The 20,319-nt window shown below is 72.0% G+C and carries 19 protein-coding genes and 1 pseudogene; 7 read left to right on the top strand and 13 right to left on the bottom strand.

All coding sequences use genetic code 11. The features are described 5' to 3' along the window. The first annotated feature begins 301 nt into the window (after positions 1-301). Positions 302-952 carry an NAD(P)-dependent oxidoreductase gene (locus tag SSP29_RS13395; protein WP_089100843.1) on the top strand — a complete coding sequence of 217 codons (651 nt, stop codon included), beginning with the start codon at positions 302-304 and terminating at the stop codon, positions 950-952. Positions 953-1,149: 197 nt separating this feature from the next. Here the strand turns inward: SSP29_RS13395 and thpD are convergent, their stop codons facing one another. From thpD to SSP29_RS13370, 5 genes are all read right to left on the bottom strand, one after another. Then, a complete protein-coding gene (thpD, locus tag SSP29_RS13390; protein WP_089100842.1) occupies positions 1,150-2,037 on the bottom strand; it encodes an ectoine hydroxylase in 888 nt (295 codons plus the stop codon). A 2-nt stretch (positions 2,038-2,039) separates the two neighbouring features. Continuing rightward, on the bottom strand, positions 2,040-2,438 hold the full coding sequence (locus tag SSP29_RS55565) for an ectoine synthase (protein WP_089100841.1): 399 nt from the start codon (positions 2,436-2,438) through the stop codon (positions 2,040-2,042). Positions 2,439-2,500: 62 nt separating this feature from the next. Then, positions 2,501-3,772 (bottom strand): diaminobutyrate--2-oxoglutarate transaminase, encoded by a 1,272-nt coding sequence (ectB, locus tag SSP29_RS13380; protein WP_089100840.1) that lies wholly within the window; start codon positions 3,770-3,772, stop codon positions 2,501-2,503. 9 nt (positions 3,773-3,781) lie between these two features. Beyond that, complete coding sequence (ectA, locus tag SSP29_RS13375; RefSeq protein WP_089100839.1) at positions 3,782-4,297, bottom strand: diaminobutyrate acetyltransferase; 516 nt, start codon at positions 4,295-4,297, stop codon at positions 3,782-3,784. A gap of 295 nt (positions 4,298-4,592) precedes the next feature. Next, the gene (locus SSP29_RS13370; protein ID WP_089101593.1) at positions 4,593-5,693 is read right to left on the bottom strand and encodes a pyridoxal-phosphate-dependent aminotransferase family protein; all 1,101 of its coding nucleotides are present in this window, start codon (positions 5,691-5,693) and stop codon (positions 4,593-4,595) included. Positions 5,694-5,912: 219 nt separating this feature from the next. Between SSP29_RS13370 and SSP29_RS55560 the strand changes: the two genes are divergently transcribed. From SSP29_RS55560 to SSP29_RS13345, 5 genes are all read left to right on the top strand, one after another. Next, the gene (locus SSP29_RS55560) at positions 5,913-6,767 is read left to right on the top strand and encodes a transporter substrate-binding domain-containing protein (protein ID WP_089100838.1); all 855 of its coding nucleotides are present in this window, start codon (positions 5,913-5,915) and stop codon (positions 6,765-6,767) included. Continuing rightward, positions 6,764-7,600 carry an amino acid ABC transporter permease gene (locus SSP29_RS13360; RefSeq protein WP_089101592.1) on the top strand — a complete coding sequence of 279 codons (837 nt, stop codon included), beginning with the start codon at positions 6,764-6,766 and terminating at the stop codon, positions 7,598-7,600. The genes SSP29_RS55560 and SSP29_RS13360 overlap by 4 nt, the downstream gene beginning before the upstream one ends. Continuing rightward, on the top strand, positions 7,597-8,367 hold the full coding sequence (locus SSP29_RS13355) for an amino acid ABC transporter ATP-binding protein (RefSeq protein WP_089100837.1): 771 nt from the start codon (positions 7,597-7,599) through the stop codon (positions 8,365-8,367). The genes SSP29_RS13360 and SSP29_RS13355 overlap by 4 nt, the downstream gene beginning before the upstream one ends. A gap of 116 nt (positions 8,368-8,483) precedes the next feature. Next, entirely contained in the window at positions 8,484-9,575 is a 1,092-nt protein-coding gene (locus tag SSP29_RS13350) for an amidohydrolase family protein (protein WP_089100836.1), read from the top strand. Between the two features lie 142 nt (positions 9,576-9,717). Beyond that, positions 9,718-10,647, top strand: a complete 930-nt coding sequence (locus SSP29_RS13345; protein WP_089100835.1) for an SCO1860 family LAETG-anchored protein — start codon at positions 9,718-9,720, stop codon at positions 10,645-10,647. Positions 10,648-10,749: 102 nt separating this feature from the next. Here SSP29_RS13345 and cobC read toward each other — a convergent pair whose 3' ends face one another. From cobC to cobM, 6 genes are read right to left on the bottom strand one after another with little or no spacing between them, the layout of a single operon-like run. Next, positions 10,750-11,862, bottom strand: a complete 1,113-nt coding sequence (cobC, locus tag SSP29_RS13340; protein ID WP_089101591.1) for an Rv2231c family histidinol phosphate aminotransferase CobC — start codon at positions 11,860-11,862, stop codon at positions 10,750-10,752. Further along, on the bottom strand, positions 11,852-12,778 hold the full coding sequence (locus SSP29_RS13335; protein ID WP_089100834.1) for a sirohydrochlorin chelatase: 927 nt from the start codon (positions 12,776-12,778) through the stop codon (positions 11,852-11,854). The genes cobC and SSP29_RS13335 overlap by 11 nt, the downstream gene beginning before the upstream one ends. Then, a complete protein-coding gene (locus SSP29_RS13330) occupies positions 12,775-13,359 on the bottom strand; it encodes a precorrin-8X methylmutase (RefSeq protein ID WP_089100833.1) in 585 nt (194 codons plus the stop codon). Before SSP29_RS13330 ends, SSP29_RS13335 begins: the two co-directional genes overlap by 4 nt. Then, positions 13,356-15,059 (bottom strand): precorrin-3B C(17)-methyltransferase, encoded by a 1,704-nt coding sequence (gene cobJ / locus SSP29_RS13325; RefSeq protein ID WP_089100832.1) that lies wholly within the window; start codon positions 15,057-15,059, stop codon positions 13,356-13,358. The genes SSP29_RS13330 and cobJ overlap by 4 nt, the downstream gene beginning before the upstream one ends. Continuing rightward, positions 15,056-16,327 (bottom strand): precorrin-6y C5,15-methyltransferase (decarboxylating) subunit CbiE, encoded by a 1,272-nt coding sequence (cbiE, locus tag SSP29_RS13320; protein WP_089100831.1) that lies wholly within the window; start codon positions 16,325-16,327, stop codon positions 15,056-15,058. The genes cobJ and cbiE overlap by 4 nt, the downstream gene beginning before the upstream one ends. Then, a complete protein-coding gene (cobM, locus tag SSP29_RS13315; protein ID WP_089100830.1) occupies positions 16,324-17,160 on the bottom strand; it encodes a precorrin-4 C(11)-methyltransferase in 837 nt (278 codons plus the stop codon). Before cobM ends, cbiE begins: the two co-directional genes overlap by 4 nt. Before the next feature lie 84 nt (positions 17,161-17,244). Here cobM and SSP29_RS13310 point away from each other — a divergent pair, with 84 nt between their 5' ends. Beyond that, the gene (locus SSP29_RS13310) at positions 17,245-17,973 is read left to right on the top strand and encodes a ZIP family metal transporter (protein ID WP_089100829.1); all 729 of its coding nucleotides are present in this window, start codon (positions 17,245-17,247) and stop codon (positions 17,971-17,973) included. An 11-nt stretch (positions 17,974-17,984) separates the two neighbouring features. Here the strand turns inward: SSP29_RS13310 and cobI are convergent, their stop codons facing one another. Beyond that, a complete protein-coding gene (cobI, locus tag SSP29_RS13305; protein ID WP_089100828.1) occupies positions 17,985-18,731 on the bottom strand; it encodes a precorrin-2 C(20)-methyltransferase in 747 nt (248 codons plus the stop codon). Further along, positions 18,716-20,317, bottom strand: a pseudogene (locus tag SSP29_RS13300) (cobyrinic acid a,c-diamide synthase CobB); the annotation flags it as partial. The gene cobI and the pseudogene SSP29_RS13300, both read right to left, overlap by 16 nt. Between the last annotated feature and the right edge of the window lie 2 nt (positions 20,318-20,319).

Raw genomic sequence — 20,319 nt, 5'->3', positions numbered from 1 at the left:
CTGATCGGTCTTACGGGGCCGCACAGGGGTCCCCGGGGGAGGGAGGCCAGGCCCGCCGACTGCCAGAGACCGTCGTGCACTACGCAGACGGCGCGCACTCCGGTGATCCCGAAGAAGCACACGGCGAGCACGGCTTCGAGGCGGTTGCCGGAGCCGGGGGCGCCCCGGGGTGGTCCTGCGCTCTGACGGTATCGCCTGAACGGGTCATGTTCACCTGGAGCGGCCCGATGCCTCATGTCCGCCACGGGAGGTCTCACTAATCTGCGGACCCTGAGACGATCAACGGGAACTGGAGACTGGCATGTCCAAGATCATCCTGTTCGGCGCCACCGGCACCATCGGATCCCGCGTTCTGGACGAGGCGCTCCGTCGCGGCCACATGGTCACAGCGGTCGTACGCGACCCGGCGAAGCTCGCCCGGGACAACGCCAACTTGACCGTGGTCACCGGTGACGTCCTGGACCCTGCAGCCGTCGCCGGGGCGGCCAAGGGGCATGACGTCGTCATCAGTGCGGTCGGCGGAGGCGACGGGCCGGGCCACATCGCCACGATCAGGCCCAGTGCCGAGGCCCTGGTCGCCGGCATCCGCACACTGGGGGGCGACGAACCCCGGCTCGTCCTGGTCGGCGGCGCGGGTTCCCTGTACACGCCGGACGGCAAGCAGGTCTGGGACGCCGAGGGCCTGCCGGAGCCGCTGCTCCAGATCATGCACGCCCACGGGGACGCCCTGGACTTCTGCCGCACCGTCAGGGACGTGAAGTGGACCAGCCTCAGCCCTGCCGCGACGATCGAGCCGGGCGAGCGTACCGGCGCCTACCGCACCGCCACGGACGATCTGATCGTCGCCCAGGACGGCAGCAGCCGCATCTCCGCCGAGGACTACGCGGTCGCCCTGCTCGATGAGATCGAACGACCTCAGCACATCGGCGAGCGCTTCACCGTCGGCTACTGATCCCGAGCCCCGGGATGTGGCCGGGGCGACATCCGGCGGCTCCGGCAGGGCGCCCCCACAGTAGTTCCGTCATCTCCTGCTCGTAGCCGCGGCCGGGGGACAGCCGTGAGCAGCCGGACGGGCCGCCCTTCCGAGGGAGGCGGATCCGGCTGCTTCTCGGGGCAGCTCTTTCCTGCCTGGTCAGGCCGGGTGCGGTCTCACCGCACGGGCGTGAAGTCCCGTGCCCCGATGAACTCCGGCCGGCGCACCGGCGCGGCGAACGGCTCCACCGCCGTGTTCTCCACGCTGTTGAACACGATGAAGACGTTGCTGCGCGGGAACGGTGTGATGTTCTCGCTGCTGCCGTGCATGCAGTTGCAGTCGAACCAGGTCGCCGAACCGGCCCTGCCGGTGAACAGTTTGATGCCGTACTCGCCCGCCATGGCGGTGAGCGCCTCGTCCGACGGTGTGCCCGCGTCCTGCATCTGCAGCGACTTCTTGTAGTTGTCCTCGGGCGTGGCGCCCGCGCAGCCCAGGAACGTCCGGTGCGAGCCCGGCATGATCATCAGACCGCCGTTGGTGTCGTGGTTCTCGGTCAGGGCGATCGAGACGGACACCGCGCGCATGTTCGGCAGGCCGTCCTCGGCGTGCCAGGTCTCGAAGTCCGAGTGCCAGTAGAAGCCGCCGGCCCCGAACCCGGGCTTGACGTTGATCCGGGACTGGTGGACGTACACGTCCGAGCCGAGGATCTGCCGGGCCCGGCCGACCACCCGCTCGTCGCGCACCAGGTTCGCGAACACCTCGCTGATCCGGTGCACTTCGAAGACGGACCGGATCTCCTCGGACTTCGGCTCCACGATGGCGCGTTCGTCGGCCCGGACCGCCGGGTCGGCGAGCAGTCGCTCCAACTCGCGCTGACAGAGCGCGACTTCGTCGTCACCGATGAGTTGGTCGATGGCCAGGAAGCCGTCGCGCTCGAACGCCTCCAGCCGGTCCGCGGCGATCGGGCCGGGCGCGCCGGGCGCCGACCAGACGACCGGGTCCCTGCGGGGGACGGCGACCTCGGCGGGGCCGCGGCTCGGGTACAGGTCGGTGATCGTGGTCATGGTCAGCCCTCCTCCGTCAGCAGGGGATAGACGCCGTTCTCGTCGTGGTCCTCCCGGCCGGTGACCGGCGGGTTGAACACGCAGACGCAGCGGAAGTCCTCCTTGACGCGCAGCGTGTGACGTTCGTGCCCGTCGAGGAGGTACATGGTCCCGGGCGTGATCCGGTACGACGTCCCGGTCTCGTGGTCGGTCAGCTCGGCCTCGCCCTCGACGCAGACGACGGCCTCGATGTGGTTGGCGTACCACATCGACGTCTCCGTGCCCGCGTACAGGACGGTCTCGTGCAGCGAGAAGCCGACCCGTTCCTTCGCGAGGACGATGCGTTTGCTCTCCCAGGTCCCGGACGCGGACCTCACATGGCGGTCGGTGCCTTCGATCTCCTTGAACGAACGGACGATCACGGTGGTGTACAGCCTCCTTGGTTCGATCCGGCTTGTTCCGATCCGGCTTGTTACGGATCCGGTCAGGCGGTTTCGCGGACGGCCCGGGCGAGGATGCTCAGTCCCTCGTCCAGCTCGTCCGGGGTGACGGTCAGGGCGGGCAGCAGTTTGACGACCTCGCTCTCCGGCCCCGACGTCTCGATGAGCAGCCCGAGTTCGAAGGCGCGGGCGGCGATCCGCCCGGCCCGCTCCTTCTCGTGGAACTCCAGGCCCCACACCAGGCCCCGCCCCCGGTACTCCTTCACGTCGGCGAGGTTCTCCTCGACGATCGCGATGAGCCCCTGTTCGACCTGTTCGCCCTTGGCCCGGGTCTGCTTCTCCATCGCCGGGCCGTCGGCCCAGTAGGTCTCCAGGGCGGCGGTCGCGGTGACGAAGGCGGGGTTGTTGCCGCGGAAGGTGCCGTTGTGCTCGCCCGGCTCCCACACGTCCAGCTCGGGCCGGAACAGGCACAGGGACATGGGCAGTCCGTAGCCGCTGATGGACTTCGAGACGGTGACGATGTCGGGGACGATCCCCGCCTCCTCGAAGGAGAAGAAGGCACCGGTCCGCCCGCAGCCCATCTGGATGTCGTCGACGATCAGCAGCATGTCCTGCCGCTCGCAGAGCGCCTTGAGGGCGCGCAGCCATTCGGGCCGGGCGACGTTGATGCCGCCCTCGCCCTGCACGGTCTCCACGATCACCGCGGCCGGCTTGTTGAGCCCGGACCCCTGGTCCTCCAACAGCCGCTCGAACCACAGGAAGTCCGGCACGGTCCCGTCGAAGTAGTTGTCGAACGGCATGGGCGTCCCGTGCACCAGCGGGATCCCGGCCCCGGCCCGTTTGAAGGCGTTGCCGGTGACGGCCAGCGACCCGAGGGACATCCCGTGGAAGGCGTTGGTGAACGACACGATCGCCTCGCGCCCCTTCACCTTCCGGGCGAGCTTGAGCGCCGACTCGACGGCGTTCGTCCCCGTCGGCCCCGGGAACATGACCTTGTACGGCAGCTCGCGCGGCCGCAGCACCAGGTCCTGGAAGGTCTGCAGGAACGACCGCTTGGCCACCGTCGACATGTCGAGGCCGTGGGTGACCCCGTCCCGTTCCAGGTAGTCCAGCAACGCCCGTTTCAGCACGGGGTTGTTGTGGCCGTAGTTGAGTGATCCGGCGCCGGCGAAGAAGTCGAGGTACTCGTGGCCGTCCTCGTCGTGCATGCGGCTGCCCCGGGCCCGGTCGAACACGGTCGGCCAGCCGCGGCAGTAGCTGCGGACCTCGGACTCCAGGGTCTCGAAGACGCTGAGGTCGGGCTGGGTGATGGTCACGGGGGCTCCTCAGTGCGATGTGGGGGTCAAGGGGCCGATGCGGTAGAGGACTTCGGGGTCGTGCGGACCGTCGGGGAACTCACCGGCCTCGAACAGCACCGAGCGCTCGACGGTGGCGCCGTGCCGGGCGGCGTACGAGGTGAACAGGCGCTCGGAGGCGGTGTTGCCGGGCGTGATGGTGGTCTCGACGGCGGTGAGCGGCCGGTCGGCGGCCACCTGTGCCGTGAGCCCGTCCAGCAGCCGGGCCGCGATGCCGCGCCCGCGCTGCGCGGCGTCCACGGCCACCTGCCAGACGAGCAGCGTGTCCGGCCGGTCCGGCCGGGTGTATCCGGTCACGAACCCGACGGGCTCGCCGTCCGCGCCGCGCGCCACCGCCGAGGTGCCGGCGAAGTCCCGGCACCACAGCAGATAGCTGTAGGAGGAGTTCAGATCGAGGCTTCCGGAATCCTTGGCCATACGCCAGAGAGCGGCGCCGTCGGTCACCAGCGGGCGGTCGACGATCAGGTCTGCTTGTGGGGCAGTCATGCGGATTGAATTTAGCGAGGCAAATACAAAAATGCACGGCAGGTGGAGTCGATGGCCCGACCTGCCGTGCCTGTATGTACCGATATGACCCGCTACAAAGCGGGCAAATGGCCCGGTTATGTGGGGTGCGTCACAGGGTTGAAATCCGGATGAAATTCCCCCGGTTTAGCATCGCAAAAAGCGGGCAGAAGAACTCGGGTAAGCCATCGCGGGAAAGGGAATTCGAAATTACTTGGAATTCGGATGCCGGTAACGCCGCCGATACGCTTCCGTCGGCGCCCGCCGGCCGGACCGTCTACCGCCAGGCGGACTCCACCGCCTGCCGGGCCCCCTCCGGGTCCACCGTCAGCCCCCGCCGCGCCAGTCCCGCGCCGAGCGCCGCCAGGCTCGACCGGACGGCCTCGGCCGTCGCGTCCACCCCGTAGTGGTTGACCCGGATCATCTCCTTGGCCAGCGCGCCCCCGCCCGCGGCCAGCGGCAGGGTGCCGTCGCCCGCCAGGGCCTCGGCGGCCAGTTCCGACGCCACCACGCCCGACGGCACCCGCAGCGTCGTGGCCACCGGTGCCGCGTCGGACTCCGCGTACACGTACGGCTCCAGGCCGCCGCCCAGGGCTGCCGCGCCCGCCCGGGTGGCCAGCGCGGCCGTGCGGTGCCGGGCCATCACGGTGTCCAGGCCGTCCGCCTCGATCCGCTCCAGGCACGCCTCAAGCGCCAGCATCTCCAGCTGTGCCGGAGCGTGCAGCAGCACCTTGCGGCCGCCGTCGACCCAGCGCTCCTTCCAGTCCAGCAGGGAGAGGTACGAGCGGCGCGGAGCCTGCGGGTTCGCCGCCATCCGGGCCCATGCCCGCTCGCTCACCGACACCGCCGAGACCCCGGCAGGACCGCCCATGGCCTTCTGGGCCCCGATCACGCACAGGTCCACGCCCCAGGCGTCCGGCAGCACCGGCTCGGCCCCGACCGAGGCGACCGCGTCCAGGTAGAAGAGGGCGCCGTGGGCCCGTACCGCCTCGCCGATCTCCGCGACCGGATTGGTGTTGCCGGTCGCCGCCTCCGCGTGCACGAGGGACACGAAGTCGATCTCCGGGTGGGCGGCGAACGCCTCCCGGATCTGCCCGGCCGTCACCGCCGTGTGGAACGGCACCGCGAGGTCGACCACCGTCGCGCCGCAGTCCCGCAGCCAGTTCCCGAACGTCTGCCCGTACGGGCCGGTGATCACGTTCAGCGCGGTGGTGCCGGGCCCGGCCGCCGCCCTGATCGCGCCCTCCAGTGGCAGCAGCGCCTCGCCCTGCGTGATCACGACGTCCTGCCGGGTGTCCAGCAGGCGGGCCACCCGGTCCTCGATCGCGGCGAAACGGGCGGCGGTCAGCGGGGGCAGGTCGAGGAAGGGGTGGGTCACGGCGGTGCTCTCCTCAGTCACGGACAGGTGGATCAAGACGAGCGTAACCGGCACCCGTCCACGCCTGAGACCGGCGACTTCTTAGGCCGGACGGCTCCACCGCCATGGGTTTGGTTTGAGGAACCCAAACATCTCCTTATAATCGGAACCCGCAGAATCGGAATCCAAAGCTCCCTCACAGCTTCGCGGGGGAGCCTCCACAGACCCACGGGAGGTCTCGTGACCACGCTCCTCGGGCGCCGCCGGGCTCGCGCCCTGGCCGCCGTCACCGCCGCGGCCGGGCTTGCCCTCGTGGCCGGCTGCACGTCGAGCGGCAACGGCTCCAGCGCCTCCAGAACGGCCGCCGGCGGGGTCGTACTCGTCAAGGCCGGGCAGCTCACCACCTGCACCCACCTGCCGTACCCGCCGTTCCAGTCGGAGATCGACGGCAAGGTGCAGGGCTTCGACGTCTCGATGATCGACCTGGTCGCCAAGAACCTCGGCGTGAAGCAGCAGATCCTCGACACGCCGTTCGAGAACTTCAAGACCGGCGCCTTCCTCAACTCCGGCGAGTGCGACCTGGCCGCGGCCGGCATGACCATCACCGCCGAGCGCAAGAAGAACGTCGACTTCTCCGACCCCTACTTCGACGCCACCCAGGCCCTCCTCGTCGACAAGAACAGCGGCATCACCTCGCTCGCCGACGCCAAGGCCAAGAAGGTGCAGCTGGGCGCCCAGGCGCAGACCACCGGCGAGGACTACGTCAGGAAGCAGGGCTTCGACCCGGTCTCCTTCGAGTCCTCCGACGCCGTCCTCAACGGCCTGCGCACCGGCCAGGTCAAGGCCGTGGTCATCGACTACCCGGTGGTCCAGGGCTGGCTGAAGGACAAGGCCAACGCGAACGCCTTCCAGGTCGCCGGCAACATCAACACCGGTGAGCAGTACGGCTTCACGGTGAAGAAGGGCAACACCAAGCTCCTCGCCGCCGTCAACAAGGCGATCGCCGACGCCAAGGCCGACGGCACGTACAAGGAGCTGTACGAGAAGTGGATCGGTCCCTACGACGCCTCGGCCGCGTCCCCCGCCGCCTCATGACCGTAGGCACGGACACCGGACTCCAGCCACGCAGGAAGGGCCTGTCCCGGCGGCAGAAGCGCCGGCTGTCGCGCGGTGCGCAGTACGTCGTCTTCGTCGCCGCCGTGGTCGCGTTCGCGGCCGGCGCCGACTGGGGACGGCTCCAGAACCAGTTCGCCCAGTGGGACATCGCACAGCAGATGTTCCCGGACGTCATCACGCTGGCGCTGAAGAACACCGTGCTCTACACGCTGTCCGGCTTCGTCGTCGGACTGGCCCTCGGCATGGTGATCGCACTGATGCGGCTGTCGTCGGTCGGGCCGTACCGCTGGCTGGCCGGCATCTACATCGAGATCTTCCGCGGCCTGCCCGCCCTGCTGATCTTCATCTTCATCGGCGTCGCCGTCCCGCTCGCCTTCCCGGGCACGGAGATCGTCGGCGGCACCTACGGCAAGGTGGCCCTGGCCCTCGGCCTGGTCGCCGCCGCCTACATGGCCGAGACGATCCGCGCGGGCATCCAGGCGGTCCCCAAGGGGCAGATGGAGGCGGCCCGTTCCCTGGGCTTCTCCCCGGCGCGCGCGATGATCTCGATCGTCATCCCCCAGGCGTTCCGCATCATCCTCCCGCCGCTGACCAACGAACTGGTCCTGCTCTTCAAGGACTCCTCCCTGGTCCTCTTCCTCGGCGTCACCCTGGAGGAGCGCGAACTGTCCAAGTACGGCCGCGACCTGGCCAGTACGACCGCCAACTCCACGCCGATCCTCGTCGCCGGCCTGTGCTACCTGCTGGTCACGATCCCGCTCGGCTTCGTCGTCCGCCGCATGGAGGCGAAGGCCCAGGAGGCCGTCAGATGAGCCGACCCGAGATCGACGTGAAGGGCCTGCACAAGTCCTTCGGCGACAACGAGGTGCTGCGCGGCATCGACCTGGAGATCGGCCAGGGCGAGGTCGTCTGCGTCATCGGCCCGTCCGGCTCCGGCAAGTCGACGTTGCTGAGGTGCGTCAACCTCCTTGAGGAACCCACCAAGGGCCAGGTGTTCGTCGGCGGCACCGAGTTGACGGACCCGGACGTCGACATCGACGCCGTGCGCCGCCGTATCGGCATGGTCTTCCAGCAGTTCAACCTGTTCCCGCATCTGACGGTGACCGAGAACCTCACGCTGCCGCAGCGCCGGGTGCTCCGGCGGGACAAGGCGCGGGCCGCGCGCGTGGCCGCCGAGAACCTCGCCCGCGTGGGCCTGTCGGAGAAGGCGGACGCCTACCCCGCCTCCCTCTCCGGCGGCCAGCAGCAGCGGGTGGCGATCGCCCGTGCGCTGTCCATGGGCCCCGAGGTGATGCTCTTCGACGAGCCGACGTCGGCCCTCGACCCGGAGCTGGTCGGGGACGTCCTGGCGGTGATGCGGATGCTGGCGCAGGAGGGCATGACCATGATGGTGGTCACCCATGAGATGACCTTCGCCCGCGAGGTCGCCGACCGGGTGGTCTTCATGGACGGCGGAGTGATCGTGGAGGAGGGCGCCCCGGAGCAGGTCATCGGCAACCCCACGCATGACCGGACCCGCCACTTCCTGTCACGGCTGCTGGATCCGGCGATGGCGGATGTGGAAGAGGATGCTTCATAGCGCGCTGTGGGGAACGCGCCCCAAAGGGGCGCGGGGCTGCATTCGATATGCGGCTACCGCCGCGCGGGCGCGACCAGCCACGACGCACCCGCACCCGACGAACTATCGTGCGTCCCATGAGCGATCAAGCGGTGCTGCACGTAAAGGGACGGATCCTTGTCGGCCCCGACGACGTCCGCGACGAGCTTTGGGTCCTCGGCGGACGCATCTCCTACGACCGCCCCTTCGGCACCCAGGACATCCGGACCGTCGAAGGCTGGGCCCTCCCCGGCCTCGTCGACGCCCACTGCCACGTCGGCCTCGGCCCGCACGGCCCGGTCGACGCGGCGACCGCCGAGAAACAGGCCCTCACCGACCGCGAGGCCGGCACCCTCCTCATCCGGGACGCCGGATCGCCCTCCGACACCCGCTGGGTCGACGACCGCGACGACCTCCCGAAGATCATCCGGGCCGGCCGGCACATCGCCCGCACCCGCCGCTACATAAGGAACTTCGCCCACGAGATCGAGCCGGCGGACCTGGTCGCATACGTCGCCCAGGAGGCCCGCCGCGGCGACGGCTGGGTCAAGCTGGTCGGCGACTGGATCGACCGTGATCTGGGTGACCTGGCGCCGAGCTGGCCGCGGGACGCCGTGGAGGCCGCGATCGCCGAGGCGCACCGGCTCGGCGCCCGGGTCACCGCCCACTGCTTCGCCGAGAGCTCGCTCCAGGACCTGGTCGAGGCCGGCATCGACTGCATCGAGCACGCGACGGGACTGACGGAGGACCTGATCCCCCTCTTCGCCTCCCGCGGTGTCGCGATCGTCCCGACCCTCGTCAACATCGCCACCTTCCCGCAGCTCGCGGCGGGCGGCGACACCAAGTTCCCGTGCTGGTCGGCCCATATGCGCCGGCTCCACGAACGCCGCTACGACACCGTCCGGAGCGCCTACGACGCCGGTATCCCGGTCTACGTCGGAACCGACGCCGGCGGCACCCTCGCCCACGGCCTGGTCGCGGGCGAGGTCGCCGAACTGGTCACCGTCGGGATCCCGCCCCTCGACGCGCTCGCGGCGACCAGCTGGGCGGCCCGCGCCTGGCTCGGCCGGCCCGGCCTGGAGGAGGGCGCACCGGCGGACCTCGTGGTGTACGAGAGCGACCCGCGCGCCGACGTACGCGTCCTCGCGTCCCCCCGCCGGGTGGTCCTGAACGGGCAGGTCGTCGAGTAAAGGAACGCCTGTGCCTGCCGATTCGAATACGCGCGTGGAAAGTCCACTATTGAGTGAAGTAACGCAGGATTGCCGCCCGTTCACCCACAGTGCGTAATTCTTGGCGGGTCCCGAGCAAGTTTCCTCTGGGGGTCCCACCACCTTGAACAGCGACACATTCCGTATGCCCGCACGCCGTCTCGCGACCTTCGCGACGGCCGCGGCCCTGGCCGCAGGTCCCGCGGCTCTGGCCGGCGCGGGCACCGCACACGCGACCACCGACCACGGTCGCGCGAGCGCCGTCGTCCTGCGCACCGGCCTGCGCGTCTCCCTCCTCGACAAGACCGTGAACGTCCCGCTCGCGGTCTCCCTGAACGAGGTCCGGGCACCGCAGAGTTCCGACCGGACCGCGCTGACCGCCACGCTCGACGGAGTGGACGGCGGCAAGCCGTTCCACGTCCTCGGCGCGGACGTCGCCGCGGCCAGGGCGACGGTCGCCGACGGCCGTGCCGAGGCCTCCGTCCACCTCGCCCACGCCCGGCTGCACCTGCCGGGCCTGCCCCTGCTGTCCCTCGTCGAACTCGACACGGTCACGTCCAAGGCCGTCTGCGAGACCGGCAGGCGGCCGGAGGCCTCCGCCAACGTGCTCGGCGCCGTCACCGTGCTCGGCAAGCGCGTGACGCTGAGCGCGGGCGGCCCCACCGACGTCAAGGTCCCCGGCGTCGGCGAGGTCCGCCTCGACCTGTCCAAGCGCGAGACGACATCGACCTCGGCGGCGGCAAGCGCCCTCGAACTCAAGGTCTCCGTCAACCCGCTGAAGCTCAACGTGGCCGAGGTGGAAGGAACCCTGACCCTTGCGAAGGCAACGTGCGAGACGCCGCCGGATCCCGCGGCCGCCCAGGCCGATCCGGCTGATCCGTCCGACCCGACCGATCCGGTGTCCGACGTGAAGGTGCAGGGAGCTCCGGCAAAGGAGACGAAGCTGGCGGAGACGGGCGGCAGTTCGGTGACGCCGTATGTGGCGGGTGGTGCGCTCGCGCTCATGGTCGCCGGGGGAGGAGTGTTTCTTCTGGTTCGTCGCAGGAGTTCTTGAGAGCGCCCGCTGAAGGCGCCCCTTTAGGGGCGCGGGGAACTGCGCGACCAGCCACGACGAGACCCACTCGCCCACGGCCCGCAGTTCCCCGGCCCCCTCGCCTCACACCCGTATCAACATCAACGCCTGATCAAGCGCCTGCAAGAACCGGTTCACCGTCACCCGGTCCCGCACCGCGATCCGCACCCACTCCTCGTCAAGGCCGGGAAACGTGTCCCCCCGCCGCACGGCGTACCCCAGCACCCGCAGTTGCCGGCGCACGGCCGCCGCCTCCGCCATCCGGACGAGCACGAACGGCCCCTCCGCGGGCCCCGCCACCCGCACCCCCTCCGGCGCGAACTCCTCAAGCCCCGCCACCAGATGGGCCCGGTCGGCGGCGACGCGGTGCGCCGCATGGGCCGCCTCCGCCAGCGCGCGCGGCGCCACACACGCCTCGGCCGCCGCCAGCGCCGGCGTGGACACCGGCCACAACGGCTGTGCCCGCTCCAACTCGGCGATGATCTCCGGCGCCGCCAGCACGTACCCGATCCGCAGCCCGGCCAGCCCCCACGTCTTCGTGAGACTGCGCAGCACCACCAGACCCGGCACGTCGGTCCGCCCGGCCAGCGCCTCCCGCTCGCCCGGCACCGCGTCCATGAACGCCTCGTCGACCACCAGCGTCCGCCCAGGACGGGCGAGCCGGGCGATCGCCTCGGCCGGATGCAGCACCGACGTCGGGTTGGTCGGATTGCCGATCACCACCAGGTCGGCGTCCTCCGGGACGGCCGCGGGATCCAGCCGGAACCCGTCCGCCTCCCGCAGCAGCACCCGGTCCACGGTGTGCCCGGCGTCCCGCAGCGCCGCCTCCGGCTCGGTGAACTGCGGGTGTACCACCACCGGTTGACGCACCTTCAGCGCCCGCGCCAGCAGCACGAACGCCTCCGCGGCGCCCGCCGTCAGCAGCACCCGCTCCACCGGCAGCCCGTGCCGTGCCGCGACCGCCGCCCGTGCCGCCCGTCCGTCCGGGTAGGCCGCGAGCCCGCCCAGGGACTCGGCGATCCGCTCCCGCAGCCAGACCGGGGGAGTGCCGGTGCGCACGTTGACCGCGAGGTCGACGAGCTCCGTACCGCCGTCCCGGACCTCGGCGTCGCCGTGGTGCCGCAGATCGTGCCCGCCTCCGGAACCTCCGGAGTCTCTGTCGCCTCCGGGGCCGCCGGAGCCGTCCTCAGTGCGCATGCGCGTGCCCGCCATGGTGGTGGTGTCCGTGTCCGTGGTGGTGTCCGTCGTCGTCCGGGTGGAAGTGCGGCTGCTGCGGCAGCCCGACCTTGTCCTCGAATCCGGGCAGCGCGATCCGGTACACGCACGAGTCGCAGTTCATCCGCAGATCACCCTCGACCGCCTCCCGGTACCGCTCCATCACCAGGTCGAGCAGTTCCGGCTCGGGCCCGATGACGTCCGCCGAACGCACCTCGACCTCCGGGTGCGCGGCCGCCCAGCCCTCGGTCTGCTGCCGCACCCGGTCCGGCAGGATCCCGGTGAAGAGAAAGTACGGCAGGACGACGATCCGGCGCGCCCCCAGTTTCAGACACCGGTCGAGCCCGCTCGGCACGTCCGGCGCCGCCAGCGACACGAACGCCGTCTCCACACCGGCGTACCCGCGCCCCTCCCAGAGCAGCCGGGCCGCCTTGTGCACCTCGGCGTTGGCGTCGGGGTCCGTCGAACCGCGGCCCACCAGCAGCACGGTCACGTCCGCACGGTCCTGCGCGGCCCGCGAGGAACCGCCCAGCGCCTCGTCCAGACGCCGCTCAAGGACCGACAGCAGGGAAGGGTGAGGCCCGAGCGGGCGGCCGTAGGTGTACGAGATCCCCGGGTGCCGTTCCTTCTCCCGCGCCAGCGCGGCCGGGATGTCGCCCTTGGCGTGCCCGGCGGAGACCAGCATCAGCGGTACCGCGGCGAACCGCCGCACGCCCTGCTCCACCAGCTCGCCGACGGCGTCGCCGAGCGGCGGCGGGGACAGCTCGATGAAGCCGCCCGCGACGGGCAGTTCGGGGTGGCGGCGCCCCAGCTCCCGTACGAAGTCGCGGAACGCCTCGGCCCCGGCGTCGTCCCGGGTGCCGTGGCCGGCGATGAGCAGGGCGGGCGGGGTGGTCACAGCGTCTCCTCGGAAGTGGGGTGGTACAGCAGGGCGTTGAGCGCGGCGGCGGCTACCGCCGAGCCGCCCTTCTCGGACACGTTGCTGACGGCGGGCAGTCCGCTCTCCCGCAACGCGGCCTTGGACTCGACGGCGCCGACGAAGCCGACGGGCAGACCGATGACGAGCGCGGGGGAGGCGTCCAGCCTCAGCAACTCCTCCAGGGCGGTCGGCGCGTTGCCGATCACCCACAGGGCGCCGGGCCCGACCTCCTCGTACGCCAGCCGGATCGCGTGTGCCGAACGGGTCAGGCCCGGCCCGGCCTCGGCGTCCCGCAGCCGGCACACCGTCTCCCGGCGGGTGATCCCGGCGGCGACCATCTCGACGTCCACGACGACCGGCGCCCCGGCGTGCAGCGCGGCATGCGCCTTCACCAGGTCGCCCTCGTCGGTCACCAGGTCGGCCGCGTACTCCAGGTCGGCGGCGGAGTGGACGACCCGCTCCACCACCGCCCGGGTCAGCGGCGGGAAGTGCGAGGTGTCCAGGCGGGCGCGCAGCCGCCGGAAGGACTCCTGCTCGATGGGGTGGACGATCCGGTTCACTTGCCCTCCTCCTGAGCGCTCTCCTGCCAGCGGTAGCCGCGCGGGGTGACCATGCGCCCGGCGATGTTCCGGGTCGCCGTGTTGCCCACGGTCACGACGGTCATCATGTCGACCCACGCCGGGTCCAGCGCACCCAGGGTGGTCAGCCGGCTCGACTCGTCGGGGCGCGAGGCGTTGCGTACGACACCGACGGGCGTGGTCGGCTCGCGGTGCCCGGCGAGGATCGCGAGCGCCTTGGGCAGCTGCCAGTCGCGGCCCCGGGAACGCGGGTTGTAGAACGTCACCACGATGTCGGCCTCGGCCGCCGCGCGCACCCGGCGCTCGATGACCTCCCACGGCGTGTGCAGGTCGGACAGGCTGATCGAGACATGGTCGTGGCCGAGCGGCGCGCCCAGGATCGCCCCGGCCGCGAGCGCCGCGGTGACCCCCGGCACGCCGATCACGTCGATGTCGTCGGAGGCCTCGGCGAGCGCGGGGGAGGCCATCGCGTACACGCCGGCGTCCCCGCTGCCGATCAGCGCGACCGCATGCCCGGCGCGCGCCTCGGCGACCGCGGTACGCGCCCGTTCCTCCTCGGCGCCGAGCCCCGACTCCAGGATCCGGGTGCCGGGCCGCAGCAGGTCGCGGATCTGGTCGACGTACTGGTCGAGGCCGACGAGCACGGAGGCGCGCCGGAGTTCGGCCCTGGCACGCGGGGTGAGCAGGTCCCGGGCGCCCGGGCCGAGCCCGACGACCGCGAGCCGCCCGCGCGCCGGACGCCGTACGACGGCACAGGTCGCCATGGCGGGCCGGCCGTCCTCCCGCTCCGACTTCCGCTTGGGCACGAGGAGTTCGCCGCCCCGCACCAGCGCGGCGGCCTCGGCGACGGACGGGGTGCCGACGGCGGCGAGGGGAGCGTTGGAGGGGTTGGGGACCTGGACCCCGGCCAGCTTCCCGGCGGAGTACGTCACCAGCGGGACCCCGAGCCGTGCGGCCGCCTCGACGATCCCGGGCTCCTCGGCCTTGGCGTCGACGGTGGCGAGTTCGGCGATGCTACGCGGCGACAGCCCCGCGTCCCGCAGGGCCGTGCCGATGAGCGCGAGCACCTCGTCGACGGGGGCGCCCTTGGCGGCACCGACGCCGACGACCAGGGACGGCGGCCGCAACAGCACCTCGTTCTCGGCGGCTTCGACCGCGCGGTCGGTCAGCCGTACGGCGTGGGCGCCCTCCTGCGCCAGCGGCAGCGGTGGCAGCGGCCACGCCGACTCGGCGCGCAGGGCCACCGGTTCGCCGTCCAGCAGGGCCCGCGACACGGTGGCCACCGAGCCCTCGACCGGGAAGCCGAGGGTGTCGAGTCCGGGCAGCCCGACCGAGTCGGTCGCGGTGGTCACCACCGGCTGCGCGGCCAGCAACTCACCCACCTCCCCGGCGAGTTCGTTCGCGCCACCGCCGTGCCCGCCGACCAGCGACACGGCGAACCGCCCGCCCTCGTCGACGCACACCACACCCGGGTCGGTCGCCTTGTCGCCCAGCAGCGGGGCGATCAGCCTCACCACCGCACCCGTGGCCAGGAAACACACCAGCTGCTCGCACTCCGCGAACGCGGACCGTACGGCGTCCTTGACGGGACCGTCGTACACCCGCGTGCGGTCCGGCCACGCCGCGGCCAGCCGGTCGCGCGCCGCCGCCCCCGCCGCGGTGGCGGAAATCAGGCCGATCACTGAGCAACTCCTTCTTCAGACAAGGGGGTTCGCGTCCCCCAGAGCAGGAACACGGGATTGGTCGCCGCCAGTCGGGTGACCTCACCCGGCAGCGGAGCAAGACGCGACGACTGCAGCAGCACCCCGTCGCAGGAGAACCCGGCACCGGTGAGCGCCGCACGCGCCGCCGGCACCCGGTCCAGGGCGGCCATCGCGACCACCACCGTGCGCCGGGCGCGGGCCGCGCAGGCGGTGACGATGGCGGGGAGCTCGGCCCCGCCCCCGCCGATGAACACGGCGTCGGGATCGGGGAGTCCGGGCAACGCGTCCGGTGCCATGTCACACACCACATCCACGTACACCCCGTGCGCCCGGGCGTTGGCGGCGATCCGCTCGACCCCGTCCGCCGCCTTCTCCACGGCGACGGCGGCGGCGCCCAGGCGTGCGCACTCCACGGCCACCGACCCCGACCCCGCGCCGATGTCCCAGACCAGGTCACCCGGCCGGGGTCCGAGCCGGGCCAGGGCCAGCGCCCGTACCTCGAACTTGGTGATCATGGAGTCGCGGTGCGCGAACTCGTCCTCACCGAGGGCCCACCCGGCGGGCTCCGCCCGGCCGCCCGCCACCGTCCGTACCGCACTCAGCGTCCGCGCCTCGTCCAGGCACAGCACCACGCTCACGTCCGCCCCCCAGTCCCGGGCGGCGGCTTCGGCGGGCGTGACCCACTCGACGTTCTCCCGCGCGGAGCCGAGCGCCGAGGCGACGACGAGGACACGCGCGCCGGCCGCGGGCGCGGACGTGGTCTGCGGCGTGCCGAAGGCGTGCCGCAGCGCCGCCCCCAGCTCCGCCGGACCCGCCCCCGGCCCCGTCAGCACCGCGACCTTCGGATGCGCTCGGCACACGTTCACCGCCGTCCGCAGCTCGCGCCCGTGCGCGCTCACCACCACCGCGTCGTCCCAGGGCAGCCCGACCCGCGCGAAGGCGGCGGCCACCGAGGACACACCGGGGCGCACGTCCAGCGCCTGAGCCCCGAACCGTTCGGCCAGCACCCGCACGATCCCGAAGAACCCGGGATCCCCCGAGGCCAGCACGGTCACGGGCCGGTCCTTGCCGACGTACTCCTCGATGGTGTCGAGGGCGGGCGCCAGCGGCCCGAGGACGATCCGCTCGGCCCCCTCCGGCAGCCGTACGGACTCCAGGTGCCGCCTACCGCCCACGACCAGCTCGGCACCGGCCAGCGTCTCCGCAGCCGGGGACGCTCCCGTCCCCGTACCGACCACCGTGATCATGTACTGGCCCCCCGCTCGCGCAGCGCCCGCCGGGCCTGAGGGTCGGCCTTGCGGAAGCCGTGGAAGTGGCCGGGGTGGTAGAGATGCGAGCGGGTGCCGTGGGCGTCCAGGGCCGGGCCGACCAGGAAGAGGGTGTGCTTCCAGAGCTTGTGCTCCTTGACCGTCTCCTCCAGCGTCTCGATCGTGCACTTCACGACCAGCTCCTCCGGCCAGGTCGCCTGATAGGCGACGACGACCGGGGTGGAGGTCGGGTAGCCGCCCTCCAGCAGCTCGCGCACCAGCTGCCCGCTGCGCGCGGCGGAGAGGAAGATCGCCATGGTGGTCCCGTGCCGGGCGAACTCCCGCACCTCCTCCCCGGGCGGCATCGGCGTCTTGCCGCCGCCGAGCCGGGTGAGCACGACGGACTGCGCCACCTCGGGAATGGTCAGCTCACGCTGGGCCAGCGCGGCCACCGCCGAGAAGGAGGAGACACCGGGCACGATCTCGACCTCGATGCCGATCCCGGCACACCGGTCCACCTGCTCCTGCGTACCGCCCCAGAGCGCCGGATCCCCGGAGTGGATCCGGGCGACCCGCAGCCCGTGGGTATGAGCCCTCTCGTAAACGGCGACCACGTCTTCCAGCGACATCGTCGCGGAATCAAGAACCTCCGCGTCCTCGCGCGCGTGCTGGAGGACCTCCGCCTGGACCAGGCTCGCGGCCCAGATCACGACGTCGGCCTCGGCGATCGCGCGCGCGGCCCGGAACGTCAGCAGATCGGCGGCGCCGGGGCCGGCACCGACGAAGGTCACCTTGCCGGCGGGAGCGCCTGCTGCGGCGGCGGCATCGGCCATGGAAATTCGGTCCTCTCTGGACAAAGGGTGTTACGGGTGCTGCTGGATGTGCGCTGAGGCGGGTCGATCGGATAGCAAGGGCACATGGCGGTCTTCGTCGCGCTCGGCGCGTTCCTGATGACGCTGGCCGGCGGCTGGACGGCACAGCGCGTGACCGACCGTCGCCACCTGGTCCTGGGCCTGGCCGGCGGTCTGATGCTCGGGGTGGTCGGCCTCGACCTGCTGCCGGAGGCGCTGCGCGCGGCCGGCCGCGCGGTCTTCGGCGTACCGGCCGCCCTGCTCCTGTTCGTGGCCGGATTCCTGCTGGCCCATCTGGTGGAGCGCACCCTGGCCCTCCGCCAGGCCGCCCACGGCGGCGACGAGCACGGTCACCGGGCGCCCGAGGTGGGCCTGACGGCGGCCGGGGCGATGGTCGGCCACAGCGCGATGGACGGCGTGGCGATCGGCGCGGCCTTCCAGGTGGGCGGCGGCATGGGCGCGGCGGTCGCGCTCGCCGTCATCGCCCACGACTTCGCGGACGGCTTCAACACGTTCACGATCACGAGCCTGTACGGCAACGCGCGCCGCCGGGCGGTGGCGATGCTGGTCGCCGACGCCTGCGCGCCGGTACTCGGCGCCCTCTCCACGGTCTTCGTCACCATCCCGGAGGCCCTGCTCGGCGGCTATCTCGGCCTCTTCGGCGGCGTCCTGCTCTACCTGGCCGCCGCCGAGATCCTCCCCGAGGCCCACCACGAGCACCCGGCCCGCTCGACGCTGCTGTGCACGGTGGCGGGCGCGGCGTTCATCTGGCTGGTGGTGGGCATTTCCAGCTGACGCCCGACCGCTCACAGCTTCCCGCCTCTGCCACCGTCCCGGCGCGGGGGCGCGATGAGCGTGGAGAGGTACGGCAGCGGGGAGCCGTCCAACTCGGCGGCGGGCCGGATCGACTCCTCCGCCAGCCCCAGCGCCGACCCCCACACGGCATCCTCCAGCCGCCCGGTCTCCCGCAGCGCCGCCACGACCGCACCGGCCTGCCGCCCGAACTTGTACGCCACGACCGTCCCCGGGCCGCCCAGCGCGTCCTTGAGCACCTCGGCCCCCGCCGTCACCGGCACCAGCGTCAGCGGCTCGGTCCCCTCGGTGAGCACGGCCCCGGTGCGGGCGGCGAGGTCCTGCATGGCGGTGATCCCGGGAACGGTCTCCACGACCACGCCCGGCACCAGCTCGGCGATCGTCTGCGCGAGATACGTGAACGTCGAGTAGACATTCGGATCCCCGATGGTGGCGAAGGCGACCGTCCCGTGCCCGCGCAGCAACTCGGCCACCCTGGCCCCCGCCGCGTCCCAGGCGGCCTCCCGCCGCCCCCGGTCACTGCGCTCGTTCAGCGCGAAGACGACCCGTACGACCTTCTCCCCGCCGACGTAGTGCAGCACGGTGGCCTCGGCCCGCCCCCGTTCGCCGGTGTCCATCACCGGCACCACGACGACGGCGGCCGCGCGCAGGGCGTTGACCCCCTTGACGGTCACCAGCTCGGGATCGCCGGGCCCGACACCGACTCCGACCAACCTGCTGCTGCTCATGACGTCCGGCACCTCTCCACGAACCTTCGGGCCACACCGGGCTCGGACGCCCAGTGCGTGTGCAGATAACTGGCGTGCACACCCCGCTGTACAAAACCTTCGACACGCGGCCGGGGCGTGCGCACACCCCACGCGGGAGCCGCCCCCGCCCCCGGCTCCACCACCGTCCGGTGAAACTCGTGCCCCCGCATCCGCGTACCGGCGACGGCCAGCACACTGTCGCTCACGGCGACGGCATCCCGGTAGCCGAGAGTGAGCCGCTCCGACATGCGCGCCTGCACATCCAGCACCCCGCACATGGGCAGCCCGTCCAGCTCCCGGCCCAGATACAGCAGCCCGGCACACTCGGCGGCGACCGGAGCGCCGCGCTCCGCGAGGGCGGCGACGTCCTTCCTGAGCGCCTCGTTGGCCGCCAACTCACCGCCGTACACCTCGGGGAACCCGCCCCCGACAACCAACCCGCACGTCCCGTCGGGCAACCCCTCGTCCCGAAGCGGATCGAACACGACGACCTCGGCCCCGGCGGCGGCAAGCAACTCGGTGTGCTCGGCGTAGGAGAAGCTGAAAGCGGGCCCGCCGGCAACCGCAACAACCGGCCTCGCCGATGCCCGATGACGAAGGCCGGCGCGCACCTCCTCCAGCCCGTCCGATGCCTGATGACGAAGGCCGGCGCGCACCTCCTCCAGCCCGTCCGATGCCTGAGGACGAAGGCCGGCGCGCGCTCCCTCCAGCCCGTCCGGCGTTTGAGGACGAGGCCGTTCAGGCCGAAGCGGGGGTCCGGGGGCGGCAGCCCCCGAAGGCGGGGTCGAAGGGGCGGCAGCCCCTGGTGATGGGACGGGCAGGGGCGGCGGGGGCGAGGAAGCCAGGGCCTCAGCCGCATCCCACGCCGCACCCGGCAACGCCCCGGCCCCCCGAGCCAACCCCAGCAACGCCTCCAGGTCACACCCGTCGGAGACCTGCGCGGCCATCGCCGCCACGGCGGCAACCGCCTCCCCCCGCCGCTCCGCCACCGGCACCAGCCCCAGATGCCGCGACGGCGTATCCACCTGGGCCACCCGCCGCAGCACCCCGAACACCGGTACCCCGGAGGCCTCCAGCGCCTCCCGCAGCAACTCCTCGTGCCGGTCCGACCCCACCTTGTTCAGGATCACGCCCCCGACCCGCACCTCCGGATCCCACGACGCGAACCCGTGCACCAGCGCCGCCACCGACCGCGACTGCGACGACGCGTCCACGACCAGCACCACCGGCGCCCGCAACAGCTTCGCGACATGCGCGGTGGACGCCAGTTCCCCTTCCCCCGCGGCCCCGTCGTACAGCCCCATCACACCCTCGACGACGGCCAGGTCACAGCCCCGCGCACCATGCGCGAACAGCGGACCGACCAGCTCCGGCCCGCACAGGTACGCGTCGAGGTTCCGCCCCACCCGCCCGGTCGCGAGCGCGTGGTACCCGGGGTCGATGTAGTCCGGCCCGACCTTGTGCGGGGACACGGCGAGCCCCCGCGCGGCGAACGCGGCCATCAGCCCGGTGGCGACGGTGGTCTTGCCGCTGCCCGAGGAGGGCGCGGCGATGACCAGCCGGGGCACGGACGAGGACA

Origin of the sequence: Streptomyces hyaluromycini (assembly GCF_002217755.1) — a bacterium.
Lineage (GTDB): Bacteria > Actinomycetota > Actinomycetes > Streptomycetales > Streptomycetaceae > Streptomyces > Streptomyces hyaluromycini.
Note: the sequence above shows the minus strand (reverse complement) of the source record. Positions and strands in the feature narration are given on the sequence as shown.

What these genes read in the sequence shown, in the direction of transcription:
- SSP29_RS13395 (WP_089100843.1), top strand. Translation starts at nt 302, where the DNA reads ATGTCCAAGATCATCCTGTTCGGCGCCACCGGCACCATCGGATCCCGC.
- thpD (WP_089100842.1), bottom strand. Translation starts at nt 2,037, where the DNA reads ATGACCACGATCACCGACCTGTACCCGAGCCGCGGCCCCGCCGAGGTC.
- ectA (WP_089100839.1), bottom strand. Translation starts at nt 4,297, where the DNA reads ATGACTGCCCCACAAGCAGACCTGATCGTCGACCGCCCGCTGGTGACC.
- SSP29_RS13360 (WP_089101592.1), top strand. Translation starts at nt 6,764, where the DNA reads ATGACCGTAGGCACGGACACCGGACTCCAGCCACGCAGGAAGGGCCTG.
- SSP29_RS13355 (WP_089100837.1), top strand. Translation starts at nt 7,597, where the DNA reads ATGAGCCGACCCGAGATCGACGTGAAGGGCCTGCACAAGTCCTTCGGC.
- SSP29_RS13350 (WP_089100836.1), top strand. Translation starts at nt 8,484, where the DNA reads ATGAGCGATCAAGCGGTGCTGCACGTAAAGGGACGGATCCTTGTCGGC.
- cobC (WP_089101591.1), bottom strand. Translation starts at nt 11,862, where the DNA reads ATGCGCACTGAGGACGGCTCCGGCGGCCCCGGAGGCGACAGAGACTCC.
- cbiE (WP_089100831.1), bottom strand. Translation starts at nt 16,327, where the DNA reads ATGATCACGGTGGTCGGTACGGGGACGGGAGCGTCCCCGGCTGCGGAG.
- cobM (WP_089100830.1), bottom strand. Translation starts at nt 17,160, where the DNA reads ATGGCCGATGCCGCCGCCGCAGCAGGCGCTCCCGCCGGCAAGGTGACC.
- SSP29_RS13310 (WP_089100829.1), top strand. Translation starts at nt 17,245, where the DNA reads ATGGCGGTCTTCGTCGCGCTCGGCGCGTTCCTGATGACGCTGGCCGGC.